General features: G+C 74.2%; 22 protein-coding genes. 10 read left to right on the forward strand and 12 right to left on the reverse strand.

Translation table 11 applies throughout. The annotated features are described in order from the left end of the window. Positions 1-30 precede the first annotated feature (30 nt). Positions 31-2082, reverse strand: coding sequence for a hypothetical protein (locus tag ACFC1F_RS10255; RefSeq protein WP_376157011.1), 2052 nt, complete (start codon positions 2080-2082; stop codon positions 31-33). A 1-nt stretch (position 2083) separates the two neighbouring features. Further along, entirely contained in the window at positions 2084-2842 is a 759-nt protein-coding gene (locus ACFC1F_RS10260; RefSeq protein WP_376157012.1) for a hypothetical protein, read from the reverse strand. Positions 2843-3323: 481 nt separating this feature from the next. On the opposite strand from ACFC1F_RS10260, the gene ACFC1F_RS10265 reads away from it, so the two are divergent. Continuing rightward, positions 3324-3671: a hypothetical protein gene (locus tag ACFC1F_RS10265; RefSeq protein WP_209414421.1), complete on the forward strand. Its 348-nt coding sequence runs from the start codon at positions 3324-3326 to the stop codon at positions 3669-3671. Positions 3672-4027: 356 nt separating this feature from the next. On the opposite strand, the gene ACFC1F_RS10270 is transcribed toward ACFC1F_RS10265, so the two are convergent. The 5 genes from ACFC1F_RS10270 to ACFC1F_RS10290 form a co-directional block, all read right to left on the reverse strand. After that, positions 4028-4621: a DUF6461 domain-containing protein gene (locus ACFC1F_RS10270; protein WP_376157013.1), complete on the reverse strand. Its 594-nt coding sequence runs from the start codon at positions 4619-4621 to the stop codon at positions 4028-4030. A gap of 200 nt (positions 4622-4821) precedes the next feature. Next, complete coding sequence (locus ACFC1F_RS10275) at positions 4822-6141, reverse strand: hypothetical protein (RefSeq protein WP_376157014.1); 1320 nt, start codon at positions 6139-6141, stop codon at positions 4822-4824. Between the two features lie 208 nt (positions 6142-6349). Continuing rightward, a complete protein-coding gene (locus ACFC1F_RS10280; RefSeq protein ID WP_374106102.1) occupies positions 6350-7000 on the reverse strand; it encodes a formylglycine-generating enzyme family protein in 651 nt (216 codons plus the stop codon). Positions 7001-7119: 119 nt separating this feature from the next. Continuing rightward, positions 7120-8019, reverse strand: coding sequence for an ABC transporter permease (locus ACFC1F_RS10285; RefSeq protein ID WP_376157015.1), 900 nt, complete (start codon positions 8017-8019; stop codon positions 7120-7122). Then, a complete protein-coding gene (locus tag ACFC1F_RS10290; protein WP_376157017.1) occupies positions 8016-8936 on the reverse strand; it encodes an ABC transporter ATP-binding protein in 921 nt (306 codons plus the stop codon). Before ACFC1F_RS10290 ends, ACFC1F_RS10285 begins: the two co-directional genes overlap by 4 nt. A gap of 251 nt (positions 8937-9187) precedes the next feature. Here ACFC1F_RS10290 and ACFC1F_RS10295 point away from each other — a divergent pair, with 251 nt between their 5' ends. The 5 genes from ACFC1F_RS10295 (at position 9188) to ACFC1F_RS10315 (ending at position 14449) form a co-directional block, all read left to right on the forward strand. After that, complete coding sequence (locus ACFC1F_RS10295) at positions 9188-10471, forward strand: sensor histidine kinase (RefSeq protein WP_376157019.1); 1284 nt, start codon at positions 9188-9190, stop codon at positions 10469-10471. Continuing rightward, positions 10468-11133 carry a response regulator gene (locus ACFC1F_RS10300; protein WP_376157021.1) on the forward strand — a complete coding sequence of 222 codons (666 nt, stop codon included), beginning with the start codon at positions 10468-10470 and terminating at the stop codon, positions 11131-11133. Before ACFC1F_RS10295 ends, ACFC1F_RS10300 begins: the two co-directional genes overlap by 4 nt. 94 nt (positions 11134-11227) lie before the next feature. Next, positions 11228-11740, forward strand: coding sequence for a DUF2199 domain-containing protein (locus ACFC1F_RS10305; protein ID WP_376157022.1), 513 nt, complete (start codon positions 11228-11230; stop codon positions 11738-11740). Positions 11741-11977: 237 nt separating this feature from the next. Continuing rightward, entirely contained in the window at positions 11978-13141 is a 1164-nt protein-coding gene (locus ACFC1F_RS10310) for an SUKH-4 family immunity protein (protein ID WP_376157023.1), read from the forward strand. A 384-nt stretch (positions 13142-13525) separates the two neighbouring features. Continuing rightward, positions 13526-14449 (forward strand): oxygenase MpaB family protein, encoded by a 924-nt coding sequence (locus ACFC1F_RS10315; RefSeq protein WP_376157025.1) that lies wholly within the window; start codon positions 13526-13528, stop codon positions 14447-14449. A 294-nt stretch (positions 14450-14743) separates the two neighbouring features. On the opposite strand, the gene ACFC1F_RS10320 is transcribed toward ACFC1F_RS10315, so the two are convergent. From ACFC1F_RS10320 to ACFC1F_RS10330, 3 genes are read right to left on the reverse strand one after another with little or no spacing between them, the layout of a single operon-like run. Then, positions 14744-15157: an SgcJ/EcaC family oxidoreductase gene (locus ACFC1F_RS10320; protein ID WP_376157026.1), complete on the reverse strand. Its 414-nt coding sequence runs from the start codon at positions 15155-15157 to the stop codon at positions 14744-14746. Between the two features lie 44 nt (positions 15158-15201). Beyond that, a complete protein-coding gene (locus tag ACFC1F_RS10325) occupies positions 15202-15519 on the reverse strand; it encodes a hypothetical protein (protein WP_376157027.1) in 318 nt (105 codons plus the stop codon). Beyond that, positions 15492-16580, reverse strand: a complete 1089-nt coding sequence (locus ACFC1F_RS10330) for a DMT family transporter (protein WP_376157028.1) — start codon at positions 16578-16580, stop codon at positions 15492-15494. The genes ACFC1F_RS10325 and ACFC1F_RS10330 overlap by 28 nt, the downstream gene beginning before the upstream one ends. Positions 16581-16705: 125 nt before the next feature. Between ACFC1F_RS10330 and ACFC1F_RS10335 the strand changes: the two genes are divergently transcribed. Beyond that, positions 16706-17599: a LysR family transcriptional regulator gene (locus tag ACFC1F_RS10335; RefSeq protein ID WP_376157030.1), complete on the forward strand. Its 894-nt coding sequence runs from the start codon at positions 16706-16708 to the stop codon at positions 17597-17599. 227 nt (positions 17600-17826) lie between these two features. Here ACFC1F_RS10335 and ACFC1F_RS10340 read toward each other — a convergent pair whose 3' ends face one another. Further along, positions 17827-18267: a hypothetical protein gene (locus ACFC1F_RS10340; protein WP_376157032.1), complete on the reverse strand. Its 441-nt coding sequence runs from the start codon at positions 18265-18267 to the stop codon at positions 17827-17829. A 521-nt stretch (positions 18268-18788) separates the two neighbouring features. Between ACFC1F_RS10340 and ACFC1F_RS10345 the strand changes: the two genes are divergently transcribed. Both ACFC1F_RS10345 and ACFC1F_RS10350 read left to right on the forward strand, forming a co-directional pair. Continuing rightward, complete coding sequence (locus ACFC1F_RS10345; protein ID WP_376157033.1) at positions 18789-19634, forward strand: response regulator transcription factor; 846 nt, start codon at positions 18789-18791, stop codon at positions 19632-19634. Then, entirely contained in the window at positions 19631-21238 is a 1608-nt protein-coding gene (locus ACFC1F_RS10350; RefSeq protein ID WP_376157035.1) for an ATP-binding protein, read from the forward strand. The genes ACFC1F_RS10345 and ACFC1F_RS10350 overlap by 4 nt, the downstream gene beginning before the upstream one ends. A gap of 304 nt (positions 21239-21542) precedes the next feature. Here the strand turns inward: ACFC1F_RS10350 and ACFC1F_RS10355 are convergent, their stop codons facing one another. Beyond that, positions 21543-22103 carry a TetR/AcrR family transcriptional regulator gene (locus tag ACFC1F_RS10355; protein ID WP_209414392.1) on the reverse strand — a complete coding sequence of 187 codons (561 nt, stop codon included), beginning with the start codon at positions 22101-22103 and terminating at the stop codon, positions 21543-21545. A gap of 85 nt (positions 22104-22188) precedes the next feature. Between ACFC1F_RS10355 and ACFC1F_RS10360 the strand changes: the two genes are divergently transcribed. Then, positions 22189-23037 carry a patatin-like phospholipase family protein gene (locus tag ACFC1F_RS10360; RefSeq protein ID WP_376157036.1) on the forward strand — a complete coding sequence of 283 codons (849 nt, stop codon included), beginning with the start codon at positions 22189-22191 and terminating at the stop codon, positions 23035-23037. Positions 23038-23048: the final 11 nt, after the last annotated feature.

A 23048-nucleotide genomic window follows, 5' to 3' on the forward strand; every position in this document is an offset into this window, starting at 1 on the left:
TTGCCTGCCCCCCTGGCGCGGATGGCCGGGTCAGTCGTAACCGGCCTCCAGGAACCACTCACCGCCTTCCACCGTGAGCAGCAGCGCCCGGCCGTCCGCCACCGTGACCTGGAAACGCGCCCGGCGGCGGGCCAGCGACCGGTCCCACCAGTACTCGACCGCCGGCCAGGGCCCGGTCCAGCCGTCCACCACCAGCTCCCGCCCCCGCACCGCCACCCGGGCCGGCCTGGCCGACACGCCCGCCCGCCCGTCGACCACCACCGGCCGATCGTCCGCGTCCAGCACCACGACCGGCACCGGGGTGCGGTGCACCACCGCCGGCCAGACGTCGCGCAGCCGGCCGGGCCACGGCGCGTCGGCCGGCGCCGCCGGGTCATACGGCTCGCCCCACGGCACCCGGACCGCCTGCTCGCCCGGCCCCCGCCCACCGGCCGGCTCGATCCGGCGCAGCCCGGCATGCCCGAGCACCGCCTGCACCCGGGCCACCGCGCGCTCCACCCGGTCGTCCGCAACCGCCTGCCCCCAGAGCGCCAACTGCCGGCCCTGGTCGGGGGAGAGGTCGTCGGGGACGAGGCGCAGGGCGGTGAAGCCCGCGTCGTGTTCCGCCTCGCCCGGTACGGCGAAGGTGCCCGCGCCCTGCCAGGCCTGGAGCTGCCAGCGGACCCGCTCGGCCAGCGCCGTCGCCGACAGCCGGCCCTCGTGCCGCCAGAGCCGCGAAACGGTCCGCCCGTCCGCGCAGGACACCTCGACCGCGACCCGCTGGCAGGTCAGCCCCGCCCCGGCGAGCCTCTGGTGCAACCGCTCGGCGAGCGTGCGGGCGACGAACACCAACGGCTCGGCGAGCGGCTCCGGCGGGTCGAAGCGCTGCTCGACGGAGAGGTCCGGGCCCTCCGTACGCGGTACCAGCGGGCGCGGTTGCAGGCCTCGGGCCAGCCGGTGCGCGGCCGTCCCGGGCGGGCCGAACCGGTCCGCGACCGACTCGGCGGGCAGCGCGGCGAACGACCCGACGGTGGGAAGGCCGAGGCGGTCCAGCAGCTCCGCCAACACCTCGTCGCCGAGCGCGGCCACCGGGTAGGGGGCGAGGAACTCGGCCGTCCGGCCGGCCGGCACCAGCACCCCGGCGCGGGCGGCCAGCACGGCGGCGAACAGGCCGTCTGCAACGCCGACCTGGCCGTGGGGGGCGGTTCCGGCGAGGGCCGCCTCCGCGGGGGCGGTTCCGGCGGGGGTGGTTCCGGCGGGGGGCGTTCCGGCGGGGGTGGCCTCCGCCGGGGCGGTACCGGCGGGAGTGGTTCCGGCGGGGCGGACCGGCGGCGGGTACGCGGCCGGGTGGGCGAAGCCGCCCCGTGCACCGTCCCGGGCCGCCGGTGCGGCGGCGAACAGCTCGTCCACGGCCGCGGCCCGGCGGCGGGCTCCGGCCCGGTCGGCGTCGGCGGGGTGCACCTCCGGACGGCCGGCAGCGGCGTCGGCGGGGTGGTCCTGCGGCCCCGGCCCGGCGTCGCCCGACACGTTCTCGTCCCGGAACCCGTTCCCACCCCGATGCCCGTTCCCGCTCCCGCTCCCGCTCCCGCTCCCGTCCTCGACCTGGTCCCCGACCTGGCCCCCGGCCCCGTCCATCGGCCGGGCCAGGGCGGCCGCCACCGCGCCCTGCACCTTGGCCGCCAGCGCCTCCTCGCCGCCGAAGTACCGGCTCGGCCCCTTCACCGGGATCGCGCACAGGCCCGGGCGCAGCACCTCCACCCGGGACGTGAACGCCTCCACCGCCGCGACGACCGGTTCGAACCGCCGGGTCTCCGCCTCCGGGTCACGGTCGCGCAGTTCCAGCGCCGGGCAGAGCCGCTGGGCCAGCTTGAGGCGCTGCCCCTGCCGCACCCCGGCCGCCCGGGCCGCCTCCGAGCACGCCAGGATCCGCCCACCGGTGACCACCGCCACCGGGGCGTCGTCACCGGCCTCGCCGTGCGCCGCGGACCCCATGACGGCCGTCACCGGCCAGTCCGGACACCAGACCACCAGCACCCGCGGCGTTCCCGCCGTACCGACCGCGCCGGCCTCCTCGGCCGCCCCGGCCACTCCGCTTCCGGTCACCTCACACCACCGCCATACGTTCGAGAGCCGCCCCGGCCCCCGACGTCACGTCCTCCCCCGTCCCGATCACCTCGGCGGCCTCCGCCACCGCCCGCACCTCGCCGTGCTCGTCCGGCAGCCAGAGCCGGGCGGTACGCCCGCGCACCGCCGAACCGCGGCCCTCGGCCACCACCTCCACCTGCCGCCCGGTGAGCTGCCCGTGCCCGTCCCCCAGCCCGAACCACCGCCCGGACCGCACACCCAGCCGCAGCCCCGCACCGGGCCACGGCCCGGCCACCAGCAGCACGCACCCGCTGCGCCGCAGCACGGCCGCCAGCCGGGCGGCCGGCTTCGGTGCCACCGGCCCGTCCGGGCGCAGCATGATCAGCTCGACCGCCCCGGCCAGCACCGAGACCACCTCGGCCCAGTGCGGTCCGGGGTCGTCCGCCACCAGCAGCCGCCGCAGGTCCAGCCCGTACCCGGCGGCCGCGGCCAGCCCCAGGTCCGGCAGCCCCACCGCCGCCGCCCACCCGCCGTCCGACTCCCCCACTCCGGCCGCCAGCGCCAGCAGCAGCCCGAGGTCCCCGCCCCCGACCGACACCACCGTCCCCCGCCGCAGCCCGCCCTCCGGCAGTACCTCCCCCAACGCCGGCAGCACCGGCAGCAGCCCCCGCCGCCCGGCTCCCTCCCCGGCGACGCCCACGAGCGCAGCCGCAGGCACCACCGGGCGGAGCGGCTGCCGCTCGGCGGTGGATTCGAAAACAGGTTCGAAAACGGGCACACCCCCAGGATCGAACATTCGTTCGCAAAGATTCAAGTCCGATTCGCCCACCCGGCCGGTCACGCTCCGTGCTGCCGCATGGTGTCGAAGGTCGATCGATCCCATCGAGGGCCGACGACCGGCCGGATCGTCTCGTCGAAGCTTGACCGCCCCTGTTGGCAGGGCCACGGCAAGGCGCAGAACGGCCTCTTCCATGCATCCCACCCCCGTGCAGCCGGCAGATCCCCACCCGGCCTCATCCGTACTGTCGGATTCCTGCCTGCGCCGCGCCGGCGCGGCAGGCTTTGTCCCGGGGGGCAATCTCGCCTCGTCCCGAGCATTGCCGTGCGGGGCGCGGACCGGGCCGCTGCAGGTCGTGATTCTCGGCGGAAATCGGCTATGACAGACCGTCAGCACCATGGCGGGAGTGACGACCCGCTGACGGTCCGTCATGGGATGATCCAGGCGCTTCGGCAGCAAGCCGACCAGTGAGGAGACAGCCATGTCCGAGACCACGCCCAACTCGAAGGGCCCCGCCAAGACCCAGATGTCACCCGAGCAGATGGCACGCCTCGGGCTGACTCCCACCCCCGAGGCAACGGCGCCCCTGCAACCGACGCCTGTCCCGGCGTCCGAGGTCAAGCCCGAGGAGGTCGGCACGTTGACACTGGAGTACAAGGACGGACAGCCCGTGCTGACCGTCCGCGGCGGGAGGTTCATCCCCAACGGGATCCCCGTGCTGGACGCGTCCGGGACGCAGCTCGCCAGCTACAGCGACTTGAGCGTCCTTGACCAGCACCTGGGCATTATGGACATCACCTACGCATCCGCGTGGCAACTGGGCAAGTGAGCCCGGCGCCCTGACGACTCTCGCCACTCTCGCAGGTGATTGCCGCCTGAAGGGTGGTCCCCGTTCGGGGATCCCGCCCCGGGCGGAATCCCCGAACGGTGTCGTCCTCGCACGAGTACGCGGACCGGCCCCCGGGTTCGTTCGGATGTGTGCGACCTGGCGGCGCCCTGCCTGCTGCCCAAGTCGGGGGCGGAGGCGAACTCACCAGCAGTCAGACTTCGGTGAGATCACTCATCCTTCACCGAGACAGGACATCCGTGCTGCCGCATCCGACCGAGGTCCGACCGGTCGCGCCGAGGTTGTTCGGTTGTTCGGTGAGCGAGGTGACGGCAGGGATGCGTTCCCCAGGCCGAGGATCACCGGATCACGAACGCTGGAAGCCGCCGCCCTTCCACGTCGTGGGGCAGAGCGAGGCCGAACCGGGACTCGAACATCGCCAGTGCGGCACGGCCCTCGTCCTCGACGCGCTCCTCGTCCGGGCGGGCGGACTCGCCGTCCGGGAGGAGCACACCGGCCCGCACCAGATCGGCCAGCAGGAAGTCCGGCTGCCGACCCCACCGCCAGACCTCTTCACCGAGGCCGAAGGAACAGATGTCCTCCCCGTCCCTGGCGTAGGCGAACTGCTTCGGCGGATGGTCGGGTTGAGGATCCAGATGGACGACTTCCACCCCGCCCCGCGAGATGTCCGCCAACCGCTCCGCCGCTGTGGGAACGCCGTACTCCAGGGCGAAGGACCACCCCGCGTCCGCGCCGACGCGCACCAGATCCTCGTCATCCGTCCCGTCGTCCATGACCACGTCCCACGCCTCCATGCCCGTGATCCGCGACAGGACGGATCCCGGCACGCCACCCATCCGCAGGGCGAGCTCCTCCGGCGTGAGGCCACGGGCGAAGACGATGCCGTAACACCAGTCATCGCGATCCATCAACCACTGAATGCCGTCACCCATGACACCGACCTTCCCCCCGCGCGCAGATGATGATCACCACGCATTCGCGCGGCCACTCCAGGCAGCGGCGCCGACAAGCCACCTCTCCCTATGCCGCCCAGGCCTGCTGGGCCCTGTCGGTCACTCAGCCTGCGCGGGGTGAGAGCCGGGCAGGCGGCAGACGGCCGGCGGCTTCAGCACGGGCCGCAGGACGCGGCCGGTCACGCGGTCGCGCAGTCCAGGACCCGGCCGTCGGCCGTGCCGACGAGCAGGCGGCCGGGGCCGGTGACGGTGAGCGCCGTCGGGACGGCGGGGACACCGGCGACGGTCAGCCGGTGGCGCCAGCGCAGCGTGCCGTCGTGGAGGTCGAGGGCCAGGAGCTCGCCGTTGCGGTAGGCGAGGTAGGCGGTGTCCGGCCCGGTGTCCGGCCCGGTGTCCGGCCCGGTGTCGAGGTCGGTGGCGACGTGGTCGGTCCGGAAGACCCAGCGGGGCGCGCCGTCGGTGGCCGCGCGGCGGACGACGAAGGAGCCGCCGGGCTGCAGCCCGCGGCCGTCGTAGACGGTGCCGGCGTGCACCAGGTCGCCGTCGTCGGTCTCCACGCCCGGGCCGGGGAAGTGCGTCTCCCCGGGCTCCCAGGAGAACGGGAACAGGGGCTGGACGCCCTTCCCCTCGGGGGACCGCACCGAGAGCCAGTGCGGCTTCGGCTTCCGGCCGGCCCCGGGGGCCCGGTTGACGTAGTCCCGGCTGCCGTAACGGATCCGCAGGCGCTCGTGCCGGTCGACGTAGGCCGTGGTCCGGTGCTGGATCAGCAGGCCGTCGGCGAGGGCGGTGCACACGGGCGGCTCCGGGCCGTCCTCCTCCTCCCGGTCGAGGGTGGCCAGGACCGCGCCGTCCAGCAGCTCCTCGACGGCGAGGACGTGCCGCCGGGGCTCCCAGTCCGGGCCCAGCGCGGAGAGCACCCGGCGGGCCGCGTCCTCGCCGTCGGTGCGCGGGGCGGGCATCCGGGGGCCGGCCAGGTCGGCGCCGGTGAGCGAACGGGGTGCGACGGCGCGCCAGTCGGGCCGCCGCACGACGGCTGCGTGGCCCTCGACGTGCGCCTTCCGGTCCTTCCAGTCGTCGGGCGGTGCCATCAGCACGCGCAGGGCCTGCCCGTCGAGCCAGGTCAGTCCGAGGACCTGGCGGCCGAGGTTGTGCTCGATGAGGGAGGTGGTGGCGCCCGTTTCCCAGTCGAGCAGGAACAGCTCGCCCTCGAAGAAGTAGCCGCCGTCGTACTCCCCGGTGCCGACGGCGAGCAGGGGCTCCGTGGGGTGGAAGGCCAGCGCGTGGACCGGGAAGCGCGTCCGGAGCACGGCCCGGCAGCCGAGGTCCCCCGTGCCGTACACCCCCGCCGTCGCCGCCCCGGCGAACCCGGGCTCGCCCGCGACGGCGAGCAGGCCGCGACCCTCGTCGGACACGGCGAGGACGGGCTGACCGACCTCGGCGAACGGGCGGTCGCCGAGGACGTGGAGAACGCGGAACGGGGAGGTCAGGCCTGAGGTCATGCCGGAGATCCTCCCAGTCGGCGGCGTCGGGCCCTGCGCGGGCCCGACCGGGGCACGGCCCGGCTCCGACCGGCCGTACCCCGGTCACCGCCCTCTCCGCGCCAAACCGCCTGAACCGTCCTGCGCCGTCCTGCGCCGTCCTGCGCCGTCCTGCGGCCGCATTGAACCGCGCTGAACCGCGCTGAACGCGCCGAACTGCCCTGTGGCCTCAGGAGGTGAGGGAACGGGCGATGCGGAAGCCGACGTCGTCGACGCGGTAGGTGGGGTGGCTGCGGCGGCGGGCGGAAGCGCGGCAGCTCCAGTGCTCGTCGAACCAGCCGCCGCCGCGCAGGACCCGGTAGCTGCCGTAGACCTCGGCGTCGTAGACGTCCCAGCACCAGTTCCAGACGTTGCCGAGCATGTCGTGGAATCCCCAGGGGTTGGGCTGCTTGCCGCCCACCTCGTGGATCCGCTCGTCCGAGTTGCCGCGGTACCAGGCGATCTCGTCCAGCGGGCCGTAGTGCGGCCCGGTGGTACCGGCGCGGCAGGCGTGCTCCCACTCGGCCTCGGTGGGCAGCCGGTACCCGTCGGCGTCCTGGTCCCACGTGACGGTCTCGGCCTCGGGGTCGGGGTGGTAGGCGGGGGTGAGGCCGTCGCGGTGGGAGAGGGTGTTGCAGAAGCGGACCGCGTCCCACCAGGAGACGCTCTCGACGGGCAGGCGGTCCCCCTCGACGGTGCCCGGCCGGTCGCCGGTCACCTCCGCGTACAACGCCTGGGTGACCGGGAACGCCGCGAGCCGGTAGGGCGCGAGATCCACCGGCCAACTGCGCTGGGTCCGCCGGTCGGACAGTGTCACCCGGCCCGACGGAACAGTGATCATCAGGTTTTCCGCATTGGCGTCCATGGGCTGTCGATCCTAGGGCAACCCGCGGCTTTGATCACACGTCAGCACTTCTCACGGCGCCTCGGGCGTCACGGCGTCTCGGCCGTCACGGCACCTCAGACGTCACGGCGCCGCACGACGACCAGCGAGAGGACGACGGCGGCCAGCGGCCAGACCGCCAGCACGGCCCAGGAGCCGGAGACGGTGGGGTAGTCGAAGCCGCTGCCGGGCGGCGGCGACCAGTGCTGGACCAGACGCTTCCAGGCGGAGGACACCATCAGGTGGTTGACGTCGGCGGACCAGCGCACCGAGGTCGAGAAGAACACCGGCAGCATCAGCAGCACGAAGCCGGTGGTGACCGTGGCCGCCGCGCCGTGCCGGACCAGGACGCCGAAGCACAGTCCGACCAGCGCGCAGACCGGGGCCACCAGCGCGGACACCACCACGGCGCGCAGGACACCGGGGTGACCGATCGGCACGCCCGCCTGATGCCCGTTCAGGATCGCCTGGGAGACGGTGAACGAGCCGATCGAGGTCACCGTGCCGGCCACGGTCCAGACCGCGGTGACGACCGCCGCCTTCGCCAGCACCACCTCGCGGCGCGCGGGCACCGCCACCATGGTGGTGCGGATCAGCCCGCTGCCGTACTCGTTGACGACGCTGAACGTGCCGAGGCTGCCGGCGACGAGCATCAACGTCAGGTAGCCGGGCACCGGATAGGCGTCGAACACCAGGAAGCCCTCGTTGGGGCGGGCCGCCATCTCGACCCCCACGAGGTTGGCGGACTCCGCCAGCGCCGCCGCCGCGGAGGAGCCGACGACGAAGAGGGCGGTGAAGGCGAGGATCCACGGGGTGGAGCGCAGCGAGCGCAGCTTGATCCACTCGGCGGCGAACACGTCACCGAAGCGCGCGGGCGGCTCGGCCGTCCGGCCGGCGGCGGAGGTGGAGGAGGAAGGGGAGGAGGGGAACGAGGAGGCCGGGGAGACGCCGGCGGGCTCGGGGGCGAGTGCGGTCATCGGGTCCGTCCTGCCTGGTAGTCGACGCGGTCTGCGGTCAGTTCCATGAACGCCTCCTCCAACGAGGAGCTGCGGGTGGTGAGTTCGGTGAGCACGATGCGGTGTTCGGCGGCGAGTGCGCCGATCCGGTCGGCCGCCGCCCCGGTCACGACGAGCCGCTCGGCCCCGGCCGAGCCCTCCGGTTCGACCGAGGCGCCGGCCGCGGTCAGCAGCACGGTCAGTTCGGCGGCCTGCGGGGTACCGACCACGACTTCGAGCCGGGTGCCGCGGGCGGCGAAGGCCCGGACCGGCTCGGCGGCGACCAGCCGGCCCTGCCCGATGACGACGAGCTGGTCGGCGGTCTGCTCCATCTCCGCCATCAGGTGGCTGGAGAGGAACACCGTCCGGCCCTCCGCGGCCAGCCGGCGGAAGAGTCGGCGGACCCAGAGCACGCCCTCCGGGTCCATGCCGTTGACGGGCTCGTCGAACAGCAGCACCGGCGGGTCCCCGAGCAGGGCGGTGGCGATGCCGAGCCGCTGCTTCATGCCGAGCGAGAACCCGCCGATCCGGCGACGCGCCGCCTCGGCCAGGCCCACCTCCGCCAGCACCTCGGCCACCCGGCTCCGCGCGATGCCGTTGCTGCGGGCCAGCGCCGCCAGATGGGCCTCGGCGGTCCGCCCGCCGTGGACGTGCCCCGCGTCCAGCAGGGCCCCGACGTGCCGCAGTCCGCGCCGGTGGCTGCGGAACGGGACGCCGCCGACGGTGGCCGTGCCGGCGGTGGGCGCGTCCAGGCCGAGGATCAGTCGCAGGGTGGTGGTCTTGCCGGCGCCGTTGGGCCCGAGGAACCCGGTGACCTGACCGGGCCGGACGGTGAACGACAGGTCGTCCACGGCGGTCCTGCCGCCGTACGTCTTGGTGAGTTCGTTGACTTCGATCACGGCACCGACTCTTCCGGCCGGACCCCGCACCGGGCATCAGGCCGGGGACGACAGTTGCACGGGCCGCTTCGCCCGGGGGCGTACGCCCTGGGGCCAATGTCCGACGGGCGGCGGACGGCTAGTCTCGCGGCATGACGAGCGGGGCGGGCGGAGCAGGCGGAGCAAGTGGAACGACCAGGCCGAACGGGGCGAGCGAAGCGGGCGGAGGGACCGATGCGGGTGCGGCCACCGGGGCCGGCACGCCCTCCGAGGTGGCACGGGCCCACCGGCTCGCCGCCTGGGCCGGCGGGGCGTGCTACCCCGTCGTGGTGCTGCTGCTGATGACCGGCGCGCCGCGGGCCAACGGCGACCTGCACGCCCTCGGGGGGCTGCTCGCCGGGAGCCTGCTCCTCGGTCTGCTGCGCCGCCGTCCGCTGACGGCCCTGGCACTGACCCTGTTCGGCGCGCTGAGTGTGGTGGTGCTGAGCCCGGGCCAGAGCGCGATGACGTTCCTGCCGTTCCTGACGGTGGACCTCGTGCTGGGCCTGGTGGTCGCCACCCGGTCACGGCGCACCTCGATCGCCGCCGTCACGGTGGCGCTCCTGCTGCAGTTCCTCGCCGTCGGCCTGTTCACCCGCCCCGACAACATGGTGGGCGTCGCCCTGGTCGCCCTCCTGGCGCTGGTCACCTGCTGCGTGGTCGGCCTGCTGCTCCGCGAGCGCCGCGAGCACGCGGTGGCCCTGCGCTCGCAGGAGATCGCCGAGGCGGTGACCGCGGAACGGCTGCGGATCGCCCGCGAGTTGCACGACATGGTCGCGCACAGCATCGGGATCATCGCCATCCAGGCCGGGGTGGGCAGCCGGGTCATCGAGACGCAGCCGGCCGAGGCGCGCGAGGCGCTGCGGGCGATCGAGTCCACCAGCCGGGAGACCCTGGCGGGCCTGCGGCGGACACTGGTGGCGCTCCGTCAGGCCGATGCGGACACCGGCACGGGGTCGGGACCGGGGGCCGGGTCGGGGTCGGCTCCGCTCGCTCCGACGCCGGGGCTCGCGGACGTCGAGCGGCTGGTGGCGGCGACCGCGGACGCAGGGGTCCGGGTCGAGGTGCAGTGGGCCGGCGAGCGGCGCCGGCTGCCGGCCGACATCGACCTGTCCGCCTACCGTATCGTGCAGGAGGCGGTGACCAACGTGGTCCGCCATGCGGGCACCGGGAGCTGCCGGGTGGCCATCGACTACGGGGTGGAGGAGTTGTCGGTGGAGGTCCTCGACGACGGGCGCGGGACGCCGAGTCCGGCGGGGTCCGGTTTCGGCATCACCGGCATGCGCGAGCGCGTCAGCCTGCTGCACGGACGGTTCAGCGCCGGGCCGCGCCCGGAGGGCGGGTTCCGGGTGGCGGCGCGGCTGCCACTCCCTCGGACGCTGTCGCGGGCGGTGCCGCAGCCAGCTCCGCAGGCGGGTTCGCGACCGGTCCCCCCGGCGGTGTCGCAGCCGGAACCCCGAGCGGGTTCGCGGCCGGCTCCGCAGGCGCCCGGGACCGGGCGGGCGGGCGTCCGATGAGCATCCGCGTCGTCCTGGTCGACGACCAGCCGCTGGTCCGCTCCGGCCTGCGCGTGATCATGGCCGACCACCCCGACCTGGAGGTCGTCGGCGAGGCCGGGTCGGGCGCCGAGGCGGTCCGGCTGGCCCAGGAGGTCGGCCCGGACGTGGTGGTGATGGACATCCGGATGCCCGGCATGGACGGCATCGAGGCCACCCGCCTGATCACCGCCGCCTCCGGCTCCACCCGCGTCCTGGTCCTGACCACCTTCGACGAGGACGAGTACGTCTACGGCGCGCTGCGGGCGGGCGCCAGCGGCTTCGCGGTCAAGGACATGGCGGTGGACGACATCCTGGCGGCGGTCCGCGTGGTCGCCGCCGGGGACGCCCTGATCGCACCGGGCGTCACCCGGCGCCTGATCGCCGACTTCCTCGACCGCCCCGCACCCGGCGGCGCCCCCGCGCCGTCCCGAACGATCGCGGGCATCACCGAACGCGAGCGGGAGGTCCTCACCCTGGTCGGCCGGGGCCGCTCGAACACCGAGATCGCCGACGAGCTGTTCATCTCCGTCGCCACCGCCAAGTCCCATGTGGCACGACTGCTCAGCAAGTTGGACGCGCGCGACCGCGTCCAGCTGGTGATCATCGCCTACGAGGCGGGGCTGGCCACCACGACACGGTGACCGGCCACGGCCACGGCCACGGCCATGGCCATGGCCATGGCCGAGCATCACCCCAGGTCAGAGCGGTGCATCATCGGTCGTTAAGCTCCCGCCCATGGCTGACGTCCCCGGTTTCACCTGTTCCTGCTGTGGCGAGTACCACGCGGAACCGCCCATGGGCTTCTCCGCCGCGGCGCCCCACGTCTGGAAGGAGAAGTACGGGAAGCGGCGCGACAGCATGCTGTCCGAGGACCAGTGCGTGGTCAAGGGAAAGCACTTCTTCGTCAAGGGCCTGATCGAGATACCGGTGCTCGGCACCACCGACGTGTTCTCGTGGGGCGTCTGGGTCTCCCTCAGCGAGCCCAACTTCGCCCGCGCGACCGAGCTGTGGACCACCCCCGGCCGGGAGGGCGAGCCGCCCTACTTCGGCTGGTTGACCACCGACCTCCTCGTCTACTCCCCCGGCACGCTCAACCTCAAGACCCACGTCCACACCCGTCCGGTCGGCGAGCGCCCCACCATCGAGCTGGAGCCCACCGACCACCCGCTCGCCGTCGAACAGCGCACCGGCATCACCCCGGAGCGGGTCCGCGAGATCGTCGAGGCCGTCCTCCACCCGTCAGCCTGAGCGGCACAGCCCCTCGAAGGGCGTGAGCCGCACGGCCCCGCGGAGGGCGTGAGCCGCACGGCTCACGGGCCCGGCCCTCCGGCCGGGCCCGCCGTCCGACCGCTCCTACCAGGAGCACTGCCGTGAACCCCCGCACGGCAGCGTTTAGGGTCGGGCTCCGGACGTGATCGATGTGAGTCGGCGTAGGTCGATGTGAGTCGGCGTAGGTCGGTGTGAGTCGGGGTGGGGAGTGACGTGATGCTGGAAGCTGAGCTGCCGGCGGGGCTGACGCATGCGGGGAGCCGGGAGTTCCTGGTGACGGAGGGGCTGCCGGAGCGGGCGGCGCTGCTGGACTTCCGGCGGCTGGCCGCGGGCCCGCCGAAGCTGCTCACTGCCCGGCAGGGTGGTGAGGTCCTGGGCGACGGGCGGCTGTTCGTCCTCGGGGAGACGGACTACTGCGGCAGCCTGGTGGTGCTCGACGGGGTGGGCGGAGAGGTCCGGCTCGTCGAGCAGGAGGGCGGGACGCTCCGCCACGACCTGCTCGCGACCGACCTGCCCGCGCTCGCCGGGCTGATGCGGGAGACCGAGGCCGTGTCCCTGGCCGCCGCGGACCGGGAGGCGGCCGACGGACGGCGGGGTGCGCGGATCGCGTCCGCCGTCGCCGCGACGACCGGGCAGCGGATGCGGGAGATCGATCCACGGCTGTTCGCCGGAGGCGGGGAGCGGCCTCCGGCGCACTGGGGCACCGCGGTGCTGGTCGCCTCGCTGGCCTGGGGCGCCCGACCGGGCGCCGGCACGGACGGCCTCGCCTACGAGTTCGGTCCGGACCTGGTCGAGGACCTCGCAGCGCTGACCGACGACGACGGGCAGGTGCGTCGTTACCGGCCCAAGGAGCTGCCGGCGGGCCTGGTCCACGAGCCGACCAGACGACTGCTCACCGAGGTGGGGCTGCCGCTCGGCGGGGAGATGTTCGGGGTGTCGGAGGACGGGCCGCTGGTCACCGTCGAGCAGGCGCACCCCGCGGCCTACGAGGACGCGGAGACCGGGGTCGACCGCGACTACCAGCGGGGCTTCCTCGCGATCGGCTGGTGGCCGCACGACCTGCTGATCGCGCTCGACGGCGTCACCGGCCGGCTGGAACTGCCGGACTGGTACGAGGACGGCGAGCCCGCGGCCTACCTCAACCGGGACCTCTCGGCGCTGCTGTACGCGCTCTGGACGTACGAGAGGCTGCGCGCCGAGTGGCAGCGCTGGGAGGACGGGGACGGGCAGGCCGAGTGGGAGGTGTTCGACCCGCACGCGCTGCTGCTCAGCGTGGTCGACGCGCGGGTGATGGCGGTCGACCCCGAGGCGTTCGCGACGCCCGCGCACTCCTGGCGGATGCTCGCCGAGGACCCGTACACGGGTGGGCTGCTGGCCTGAACCACCTGCCCCGCCCCCGGCTCGCCACCAGGCTCGCCCCGGGGAGGTCGGCCGATGAGCGGCCGGGTCTGGCAGGCTGCGTCGCCACCGGCCCCCGGATGCCGAGCGGGAGGTGCTGCCCGGACAGTCTTCGTCCTGCGCCCAGAGCGGGGTGCCGTGGGCGATCACCGCGACGCCGCCGCCCGGGCGGGTGAGCGGGCGCAGGGTGACTTCACCATCCTCTTCCACGGGGGTGGCGGGAGCCACCGACGGCGGCCCGGCAGCGGTGCCCGGCACGGCGCCCGACCTGGGCACCTCCCCTGCCCCGTCGCCCCCCACTCATCGCCCCCGCCCCGTCGGCCGGAGCGCGTTGACCCGCCCCTGACCGGCCCCTAAGGTCGGCCTGTGCAGCGATACGACTGGCTGAAGAAAATTCAGCGCATGGACCCGGAGACCGAGTTCACCGAGATCTACCGGATCAGCAGCTGGTACGAGTTCCCCTGGGACACCACCCAGTCGCTCAGCTTCGCGCTCTACCGCACCTACGCCGTGCCCAGCATCGGCCAGCTGCTCGCGCAGACCGGCGAGTTCACCCGGCGTGCGCAGAAGCGCTACGACGACACCGTGCTGATCCTGGAGGCCGTCGTCGAGCACGGTTTCGCCTCCGAGCAGGGGCGGGAGGCGATCCGGCGGATGAACCAGATGCACCGCCGGTACGACATCTCCAACGAGGACTTCGTGTACGTCCTCGCCACGTTCGTCGTGGTCCCCAAGCGCTGGCTGGACGACTACGGCTGGCGGCCGTACTCGCCGCACGAGGTCCGGGCCACCACCAACTACTACCGGGAACTGGGCCGCCACATGGGCCTGAGCGGCATCCCGGAGACGTACGAGGAGTTCGAGCGGCTGCTGGACGACTACGAGCGCGTCCACTTCGGCTACGACCAGGGCGGCCGCGACGTCTCGGACGCCACCCTCGGGCTGATGGCCTCCTGGTACCCGGCCCCGGCACGCCCGTCCATGCGCACCTCCTCCCTCTGCCTCCTCGACGACCCGCTGCGCGAGGCCTTCGGCTACCCGGCGCCGCCGGCCGCCCTGCGGCGCGCCGTCCGGACCGGCATGTGGCTGCGCGGCCGCCTGGTCCGTCTCCTCCCGCCCCGCCGCAAGCCGCACCTGGCCCGGGACGGCCGCCAGGTGCGCGGCTACCCCGGCGGCTACCGGGTCAGTGAGCTGGGCACCTTCGAGGACGGGCCCGGGCCCTCCGGCGGCTGCCCGTTCCCGCACGCCGGGGGCCCGGCGGCCGAGAGCCGTCCTGCCGCGGGAAGCTGAACGCCCCGGAGGACCGGAACGGGTCCCGGGCCGAACGCCCTCAGGCCTGCTCCCGCCCGGCGGTGGAGCGCTGCCGGGCGGGAGCGGGCGGGCTCCAACCGCTTCACCGTCGCCGAGCTCCTCGCCCTCTTCGACGCCACCGCCCACCTCACCCGCATGCCCCACCGCCCCCCGTTCGCCGTCCACGACACGCGCAGGATCACCGGCCGGGACCTCACCGGGCACGCCGACCGCCACCGGGGCCTCCTCGCGGCGGGCAGACTCCCCCTCCCCCCGCAGCCCCGAATGCTCCCGCTACTCCTCGACCACCAGGGTGTTCTGATTTGCCGTCAGCAGCCAGCGGCCTTCCTCCTTGGCCATGACGTAGAGCGGGCTGCCCTCGGCGCCGATCTGCACGCCGTCCGCGCCCAGGTAGCGCTGACGGACCTTCACCGCGACGACGTCGGGGCGGATGAAGAGGACGTGCACCACCTCGTAGGAGGCGGTGTTGCCGCTGCCCGCGAAGGTGCCGGGGAGCACCTTCCGGGTGAACTCGGCGATCTCCTCGCGACCGGTGAGGCGCTTGCCGTGGCCGGTGGTCCAGATCGCGTCCTCACGGAAGAGCCCGATGAACTCCTCGGCGAGTTCGTTCACCTGGGCGTGCTCGACGGTGGCGACGACCTGCTTGATGGCTTCGATCTCGGCGGTGCTTCCCTGGTTCGTGTTCATGGTGTCCATGATTGATCTTCAAGTGCGCTTGAGGTCAATGGCTTTCAGCGGGTGGGCGGATCGTGGACACCCGGGGCCCGCCTCCGCCGCGCCGGCCGGCTGGTTAGGGAGGGGCCGACGAGCACGCGACGGTGGCGCATCCGGTCCGCCCAGGCCCCGGCGGGCTGGCCGATCAGCAGGAACGCGAGGGTGCTCGACGTGTCCGGCGCCCCGACCTGCCCGGCGCTCGGGTCGAGCGCCGTGACGGCGCTGAGCGGGAGGGCGACGTAGCCGATGCCGGTGCCGAGCCGGGCGAGTGCGGTGGCGGTGGCGGTGAAGAGGGTGCGGAAGTCGCCTATCCGCCAAGGTGTTTCGGGGCCCATGGTCCATCCGTCCGGTCGCGGGCCGTGGGGGGCGGGGTGGAGGTGGGAGTGCGGGTGGAGGTGCGGGTGCGGGTCGTGGGCGGGGTCGGGGTCGGGGTGGGGGTCGGGGTGGGGGTCGGGGCGGGAGTCGGCACGGCGGTGGGGATGGCGACCGTGGGGGTGACCGGCCCGGGTGGCGGGTTGGCGGGGCCGGCAGGTGGTTCGCGGTGCTGCCGGGTCAGGAAGACCCCGGCCAGCACCACGATCATTCCCGCCACGGTCCGCACGCTCAACGCCTCGTCGAGGAACAGCGCGCCGAGCGCCGTCGAGACGACCGGCAGCAGGTAGCCGACGGTGGCCGCGCCGGTGGCGCCCTCGACGGCGATCAGCCGGTAGTTGAGGTGGAAGGTGAGCCCCGTGCAGAACACCCCGAGAACGACCACGGCCAGCAGTGCCCGGACGTTGAGCCCGGACGTCGTACCCTCGGCGGCGGGCAGCGCCAGCGTGCTGAGACCGGCCGCGGCGCTGAGCTGCGCGGCGGAGAGGGCGAGTGGTCCGGTGCCGGTGCCGGTGAGCACGCGCCCCATGTACGTGAAGGCGACGGCGTACCCGGCCGCAGCGCCGAGCAGGGCCAGGACGCCCCAGCCGAACGCGCCGCCGTCCCCCGCCGGGTTCTCCTGCCAGGGCGAGAAGATCAGCAGCACGCCCGCGAAGCCGAGCAGCAGGCCCCCCAGGCGCAGCGGGTTCCGGCGGCGCTCGGTGCCGGTGGCGAGGCCGATCAACAGGGACCAGAGCGGGGTCGTCGCGTTGAGCACCCCGGCCAGCCCCGAGCCGACCGCCTGCACGCCCTGCGCGGCCAGGAAGAACGGCAGCGTGTTGCAGAGGAAGGCCGCGACGACGAGGTGGCGCCAGATCACGGCGCCGCGCGGCAGGCGCTGGCGGGCGGAACGGGCGAGGACCAGCAGGACCGCGGCTCCGAGGGCGGAACGCAGCACGGTGATCTGCACGGGGGACAGCCCGTGGCGCAGCGCGAGCTTGGTCCATAGGAAGCCCGAGCCCCACAGCAGGGCAAGAACGGCCATCCGTACCACGGGACACCTGTCTCTCATCCGGTCCTCGGCCGGTTCCGAGGCGGTGCTACGAACGCTGCCCGCCCGGATGCGACAGGACAAGTGAAATGTTCTGCACCACCTTTAAGCTGGCCTACATGCTCGACGTGCGACGTCTCCAGGTGCTCCGTGCCGTGGTCAGCGGCGGTTCGGTGAGCGCGGCCGCCACCGCCCTCGGCTACACCCCGTCCGCCATCAGCCAGCAGGTCGCGGTGCTGGAGAAGGAGACCGGGACGGCACTGCTCGAACGCGTCGGCCGCGGCGTCCGGCCGACCGCCGCCGGGCGGCTGCTGGCCGAGCACGCCGCCGTCATCGAACGGCAGGTGGCCGAGGCGGGGGCCGCGCTCGCCGACCTGCTGGCCGGGCGAAGCGGCTCGCTGACGGTCCGCTACTTCGCCACCGCGGGCGCCGCCCTGGTCGCCCCCGCGGTCGCCGCATTCCGCGCCGACCACCCGGGCGTCCGCCTCGACCTCGGCATGACCGACCCCGAGGACCCGCTGGACGAGGTCCTCCAGGGCCGGGCCGACCTCGCCGTGGTGGTCCGCCCCAGGGAGCACGACCATCCCGGTCTGCACCTCGTCCACCTGCTCGACGACCCGTACCGCGCGGTTCTCAGGAAGGGACACCCGCTCGCCGCGAAGCGCGTCCTCGACCTGGCCGACCTCGCCGGCGAACCCTGGGTCGGCAGCGAACGCCCCGGCGCCTGCCAGGACACCGTCCTGGACGCCTGCGCCGCCGCCGGCTTCCGCCCCGGCTTCGCGGTGGACAGCGAGGACTACCCGACCGCCCAGGGATTCGTCGCGGCCGGCCTCGGCGTCGCCCTGGTCCCCCTGCTGGGGCTTGCCGCCCGGCGCCACCCCGGCGTGACCGTACGGAGGCTGCGCACCCCCGAGCCGGTCCGCTCCATCCACGCCGCCGTCCGGAAGACCGCCTGGGGCCGGCCGGCACTCACCCGCCTCGTGGCCGCACTCCAGGCGACGGCACGGGCCTGAGGGGCGTTCCGGGGACGGCGGGGACGGCGGGGACGGCGGCATCATCGGCCTCACGGGGTTCCTCGCCGCAGCCGGTCCGGAGCTGGCGCCCGGGGCCGGGGTGTCATAGGGCGGTCCGTCCGGCCCTGCCAACCCCGAGGGCGCCGCCAACCCCGAGGGCGCCGCCGGCCCCACCCGTTCTGCCCTTGGTGGCTACCAGGCCGGCCCGCCCGCTCCGCCGTCGGCGGTCACCAGGCCGGCCTCGGATCCTGGCGCTCGGCGGAGAGGCCGTCAGGTGGCGGGATGCCCGCGTCCGTCCGCCACAGGTAACCGGGGCTCGGTGGAAACTCGTCGGTGGGCGGCGCAGCGGGATGGAAACGCCGGGTGCGCGGCAGGGGGACTTCGAGCAGCCGACCGTCGTGGATCATCCAGAGCCCGAAGCAGTCGTCCTCCTCGTCGTGGATCAGCACCTGGACCTTCCCCGGGTCGGGCCACGGAAGCGATTCGAGGTGCTTCAGCAGCCCGGTACGAGGCCGCATCCGCTCGAACTCGATGACCCACCCGCCGACGAAGAGGTTCAGCGGCGTGAACTGGCCGCACCAGCTGCGCGACTCGTCGGGCCTGGTCAGCGGCTCCATGACCTCATCCGCGTAGTGCGCGAGAACGATGACCTGCGCGATTCTGCTCATGCGGGAGTATCGCCGCGCGCCGCCGCACACCGGCAACTGCTTTTCGAGCCGAGGCGGCCGCCCCCGAACGACCCATCGTGGCGCGCTCGACGGACGGCGGGTACGGCGGGGACGGCGGGTACGGCGGGTACGGCGGGGACGGCGGGGACGGCGGATGACCGGACACTCGCGCGCGTCGTGCAGACCTGTGGGGGCTGCCCGTCCCGGTGGGACGAACGGACCACCACCGGTCCGGTGCGGGTCCCTGCGGTACCGAGACGGTGAGGGACAGCGTCAGTCCCGGAGCGGTCCAGCCGGCCCCACCCGTTCCGACGGCCCCGCCCGCTCTGCCGCCGGCGGGCACAGGCCGTCCGCCGGCCCTGGCGTTCGGCGGAGAGGTGGCCCGGGCGTGGGGCGGGCGACTTCACAGCTGCCGGCCAGTGGGTCTGCCAGTGGGGTCTGCCGGCCGGCTTCGCGGCGTGGGGTGGCGGCGTGGGGTGGCGGTGTCAGGAGGGCCGGGACGGGTCAATAGGGTTCGGGTCGTGCGTGTATTGCTGGTGGAGGACGATGAGCCGGTCGCGGAGTCACTGCAGCGCGGGCTGGTGCGGTACGGGTTCGAGGTCGAGTGGGTGACCACCGGGACGGCCGCGCTGGCCGCCGCCGCACCCTACGACCTGGTGCTGCTGGATCTCGGGCTGCCGGACACCGACGGGCTGGACGTCTGCCGGGCACTGCGCCGACGCGGGGACGTGCCGATCATCGTGATCAGCGCGCGCAGCGACGAGACGGACCGGGTCGTCGGGCTGGAGATCGGTGCGGACGACTACGTCTCCAAGCCGTTCGGGGTGCGCGAGGTGATCGCCCGGATCAGGGCGGTGATGCGGCGGGTGCAACCTAAGGCCCAGCCGACGACCGGTCCTGAGCGGTACGGCGCACGGCTCACCGTCGACCGGAAGGCCGCACGGGTGTGGCTGGACGCGGCTGAGGTGGCGCTCACGCCGAAGGAGTACGACCTGCTGGCCTTCCTGACGGAGGAGCCGGGCGCGCTGATGTCGCGCGAGCAGATCATGGAGGCGGTCTGGGACGCCAACTGGTTCGGGCCGACCAAGACGCTGGACGTGCACGTGGCCGCGCTGCGGCGCAAGCTCGCCGGGGCCGTGGCGATCGAGGCGGTGCGCGGCGTGGGCTTCCGGCTGGTGATCGCCGGCCCGGGGGACGGGGGCCCGGGAGACGGGGGCCCGGGAGACGGGGGCCCGGCGCTCGGGAACCTGGGGAACGGCGGCCCGGCACATGGGGATCCAGCACTTGGGGGACCGGCGCTTGGGGGACCGGCGCTTGGGGGACCGGCGCTTGGGGGCCCGGCGGCAGACGGTGGGCGCGTTTCGTGATCCGCCGGCTGATCGTCAGCTACGTCCTGCTGGTCGGCGTGGCGCTGGCGGCGTTCACCGTCCCGGTGGCGTTCACGCTCACCGCCCAGCTGCGCGGCGACACCGAGGAGTCGGTGCGCCGCGAGGCGACCACCATGGCGCTGCTGCTCGGCGACGGCGACGAGCCCGCCCGGCAGGCGCTGGCCCGGGTCGCTGGGGCGTACGCGGACGAGACCCCGGGAACGGTGGAGGCGGTGGCCGCCGACGGGACGGCCGTTCCGCCACTGCCCCTGCCCGCCCACCCCGCGGACCGGGCCTTCACCGACGCGCTGCGGAGCGGGCGGAGCACGGCGGACTGGGGTTCGAGCCTCGTCTGGGGACCGGAGTTGGTGGTCACCGTCCCCGCACACGCCCGGTCGGATGCGGCGGGCGCCGGGGCGGGCACGGCGACAGGCACAACAGCAAGCGCGGCGACAGGCACAACGGGCGCGAGCGTCAGTGCCGCGGGTGCAGTCGGTGCGCCCGGTACTGCCGTTCCTGCCAGCACTGGTGGTCCTGCCAGTACTGGTGCTGCCGGGAGCACTGCCGGTGCCACCAGTACCACCGGTGCCACCGGCGGGGGGCGGATCGTCGGCGCGGTGCGCATCCGGTACGCGACCGCCGACCTCAGCGACCGGCTCTGGCGGATCTGGGGCTTCCGCGCGATCCTCGCCGTCGGCGTGATCGCGGTGGCCGCCGGGCTCGGCGCGATCGTGGCCCGGCTGCTCACCAAGCCGCTGCGGCAGCTCAACGACATGGCCAGCCGGTTCAGCGACGGGGATCTCACCGCCCGCTCCCCCGTCACCGGCCCACAGGAGACCCGGACGCTGGCCCGGACCCTGAACCAGGGCGCCGAGCGGCTCGACACCCTGGTCGCCTCCCAGCGGATCTTCGTCGCGGACGCCTCGCACCAACTGCGCACCCCGCTCACCGCGCTGCGGCTCTCCCTCGACAACATCGCCGACGGCGTCGACGACGAGTTCGTGCGCGAGGACGTGGACCAGGCCACCGCCGAGGTCGTCCGGATGAGCCGGCTGGTCAGCGGCCTGCTGGTGCTGGCCCGGGCCGAGGCCAAGGTCTCGGCCCCGGAGCCGCTGGCGCTGCGCGAGCTGGTCGAGGAGCGGCTCAGCGTCTGGCGGCCCGCCGCCGACGAGCGCGGCGTGACCATCGCGCTCACCGGGGACCCCGACGAACGCCTGCACGTCCTGGCCGGCCCCGGCAACCTGGACCAGGTGCTGGACAACGTGCTCTCCAACGCCCTGGAGGTCTCCCCCGACGGCGCCACCATCACCGTCCGGCTTGAGGCGGCGGCCGGGGACGAGGTGGTGCTGGAGGTGCTCGACCAGGGCCCGGGCATGTCCGCCGCCGAGCAGTCCCGGGCGTTCGACCGGTTCTGGCGAGGTCAGGGCCTCACCGGGCGCTCGGGTTCGGGGCTCGGGCTCGCCATCGTCAAGCAGTTGGTGACCGACGACGGCGGCACGGTGGCCCTGCGGGACGCGTCCGGCGGCGGGCTGGCGGTCCGGATCGGCCTGCGGGCGACCGGCCTGCGGACCGACGCCCGCACCGGCCCGCGGCCCCGGGTCTAGCCCGCGGCCCCGGGTTTAGCCCGCAGCCCAAGGTTTAGAGGGCGCGCGGACAGGCGCGGCGGCGGTGGCCCGGCCGCAGGACAGACGCGGCGCCCGCTCGGCCACATCGCGCGCAGGGGCGGGAAGGCGCGGATCCGGGCACACCGGGGTGACACGTCGGGGTGGCACGTCGGGGTGGCGCGTGGAACGCACCCACGCCTGGCAAAACGCCTCCCACCCACCCACCCGCCTCGCCCGCCACTGCGAGCGCCACGCCTCCGTCATCCATACCCTTGATTCGACCTCGAGTCCTTGCCGGGACCGCTCACCGGTTCAGGAGTTCGGCGAAGCGGTCCAGCGCACGATCGGCGCGGTGGCGGTCGCCGGTGGCCGTGAGATCGAACAGCAGACCCCGGACAACGGCCATGACCAACGTGGGCGTGACGGTGTCGTCAGGACCGGTGGAGACGTCGCGGAAGGTGGCGCCGAGCGTGTCGAACCAGTCCGTGATGGCCTCGCCCTGGTCGGGGTAGTTCTCGGGGTGCACCAGTCCGTCGGCGTGCACCTCGAAGAACAGCCGGACGAACGGCGCACGTTCGTCCGCACTGATCCACGCCCAGATGCCACGCAGCCGCTCCTGTACGGAGCCCGTATTTCTCGGAAGGCGCCCGGCCAGGCGCACAGCACCTCGGCGACGGGCCTCGGCGAGGACCGCCGCGACCAACTCCTGCTTGCTGCCGAAGTCGTAGAGCAGCATCCGTGGGCTGGTGTCGAGGGCTGCGGCCAACGGCCGCAGGCTCAGCCCGGCCAAGCCGTGCGCCAGCACGTAGTCGGTCGCCTGCTCCAGCGTGCGCTCGCGCCGGGTGGGATCAGCGGGTCGCCCCACGGTGGACCCCCTCTCGGCAACTCGGACTTGACCCTGCATCAGTGAGTATATGGTACGACTGTTTCAATAACGAGGGGAGATCACCGTGCACACCTTCGACCGAGCACTCGTCCTGGGTCCCGGGGCTCACGCCGGCACCGCCTGGATGGCAGGGCTGGCCCACGGATTGCGCCGCGCCGGGGTGGAACTGGGCGAAGCCGACCTGATCGTCGGGACGTCGGCCGGCGCGATCGTCGGAGCGCTGCTCGCCACCGGCCAGGACCCGGGGCGGCTCGCGACGTCGGCCCGCCAGCCGGCTCACCGGCTCAAGACCGACCCCGGCCGGAGGGGCGAGGTGTTCGCCGTACTCGGCGACCGCAGCCTGGAACCCGGCGAGGCCCGGCGTCGCGTCGGCCGGCTCGCGCTCGACGGCGCCGACCCCCAGGCCGAGGAGGCGCTGATCGCGGGGCGCGCCGCCTTGATCGGTGCGGACGCGTGGCCCGAGCGGCGGCTGCTGATCCCCGCCGTGGACGCAACCACCGGCGAGCCCGTGGTGTGGGACCGCGACAGCGGCGTGCCGTTGGAGCACGCGGTCGCAGCGAGTAGCGCCTTCCCCGGGGCCGCGCCGCCCGTTGCCATCGACGGCCGGCGGTACATGGACGGTGCCCTGCGTGCGGGCCCCAACGCCGATCTCGCCGTTGGAGCCCGCACGCTGGTCGTGATCGAGCCGATGGCCCACCTGTTCCCGCGCGAGCCACTCGACCAGCAGCTGGCGGCCGTAGGGGCAGGCACCGTGGCGACCATCGGGCCCGACCCGGCCTCGGTGCGCGCCTTCGGCCCGGACATGGGCGACCTCGCAGCCTGGGAACCTGCCTACCAGGCGGGTCTTCGCCAGGCGGGCGACGTCGACGCGCAACTCCGCTCCATGTGGAGGGCGGAAGCCGACGCGGGCTGACCACTGGTCCG

Source organism: Kitasatospora sp. NPDC056181, assembly GCF_042266225.1.
In the GTDB taxonomy this organism is placed as follows: domain Bacteria; phylum Actinomycetota; class Actinomycetes; order Streptomycetales; family Streptomycetaceae; genus Kitasatospora.

What these genes read in the sequence shown, in the direction of transcription:
- ACFC1F_RS10265 (WP_209414421.1), top strand. Translation starts at nt 3,324, where the DNA reads ATGTCCGAGACCACGCCCAACTCGAAGGGCCCCGCCAAGACCCAGATG.
- ACFC1F_RS10270 (WP_376157013.1), bottom strand. Translation starts at nt 4,621, where the DNA reads ATGGGTGACGGCATTCAGTGGTTGATGGATCGCGATGACTGGTGTTAC.
- ACFC1F_RS10275 (WP_376157014.1), bottom strand. Translation starts at nt 6,141, where the DNA reads ATGACCTCAGGCCTGACCTCCCCGTTCCGCGTTCTCCACGTCCTCGGC.
- ACFC1F_RS10280 (WP_374106102.1), bottom strand. Translation starts at nt 7,000, where the DNA reads ATGATCACTGTTCCGTCGGGCCGGGTGACACTGTCCGACCGGCGGACC.
- ACFC1F_RS10285 (WP_376157015.1), bottom strand. Translation starts at nt 8,019, where the DNA reads ATGACCGCACTCGCCCCCGAGCCCGCCGGCGTCTCCCCGGCCTCCTCG.
- ACFC1F_RS10300 (WP_376157021.1), top strand. Translation starts at nt 10,468, where the DNA reads ATGAGCATCCGCGTCGTCCTGGTCGACGACCAGCCGCTGGTCCGCTCC.
- ACFC1F_RS10305 (WP_376157022.1), top strand. Translation starts at nt 11,228, where the DNA reads ATGGCTGACGTCCCCGGTTTCACCTGTTCCTGCTGTGGCGAGTACCAC.
- ACFC1F_RS10310 (WP_376157023.1), top strand. Translation starts at nt 11,978, where the DNA reads ATGCTGGAAGCTGAGCTGCCGGCGGGGCTGACGCATGCGGGGAGCCGG.
- ACFC1F_RS10320 (WP_376157026.1), bottom strand. Translation starts at nt 15,157, where the DNA reads ATGAACACGAACCAGGGAAGCACCGCCGAGATCGAAGCCATCAAGCAG.
- ACFC1F_RS10325 (WP_376157027.1), bottom strand. Translation starts at nt 15,519, where the DNA reads ATGGGCCCCGAAACACCTTGGCGGATAGGCGACTTCCGCACCCTCTTC.
- ACFC1F_RS10330 (WP_376157028.1), bottom strand. Translation starts at nt 16,580, where the DNA reads ATGGCCGTTCTTGCCCTGCTGTGGGGCTCGGGCTTCCTATGGACCAAG.
- ACFC1F_RS10335 (WP_376157030.1), top strand. Translation starts at nt 16,706, where the DNA reads ATGCTCGACGTGCGACGTCTCCAGGTGCTCCGTGCCGTGGTCAGCGGC.
- ACFC1F_RS10340 (WP_376157032.1), bottom strand. Translation starts at nt 18,267, where the DNA reads ATGAGCAGAATCGCGCAGGTCATCGTTCTCGCGCACTACGCGGATGAG.